Annotated in this window: 1 protein-coding gene; it reads right to left on the minus strand. The window is 65.6% G+C overall.

What is annotated here, in order from left to right; all coding sequences use genetic code 11:
• A partial coding sequence (locus D8676_RS26595) for a DUF1254 domain-containing protein (RefSeq protein WP_147448283.1) occupies nucleotides 1-390 on the minus strand: 390 nt, incomplete at both ends.

Consider the following 390-nt stretch of genomic DNA (forward strand, 5'->3'; position numbering starts at 1 on the left):
CTTCTCCAGCATGGGCGCGTCGGCTTCGTAGGGAGGATTGCGCTTCAGCAGTTCGGCGAGCAGGGTGAAATACTCGACCGCGTCCATGCTGTTGACCTGGTCGCGCACCGCCGTCTTCATGTCGATCGACGGATCGACCTTGCCGGCCGGCGGCGTCCATTCCTTGCCCCAGGCGCTGAGCGGATAGAGCTTCACCTCGTCCTGGATCTTGTGGACCGCCGCGTAGTCCTCGGGCGTGCCGGTGCAGTAGATGCGGCCGAGCAGCCAGACGATGCTGGTCGGCGACTTGTACTGCTTGACGCCCTCCGGCAGCGTGCCTTCCCAGCCGGGACCGGTGATGGCGTATGTCTGCGCCCCGGTGCCGGTGGTGCGCTTTCCGGGAACGTCGAA

The organism is Mesorhizobium sp. YM1C-6-2 (assembly GCF_003666685.1).
In the GTDB taxonomy this organism is placed as follows: domain Bacteria; phylum Pseudomonadota; class Alphaproteobacteria; order Rhizobiales; family Rhizobiaceae; genus Mesorhizobium_K.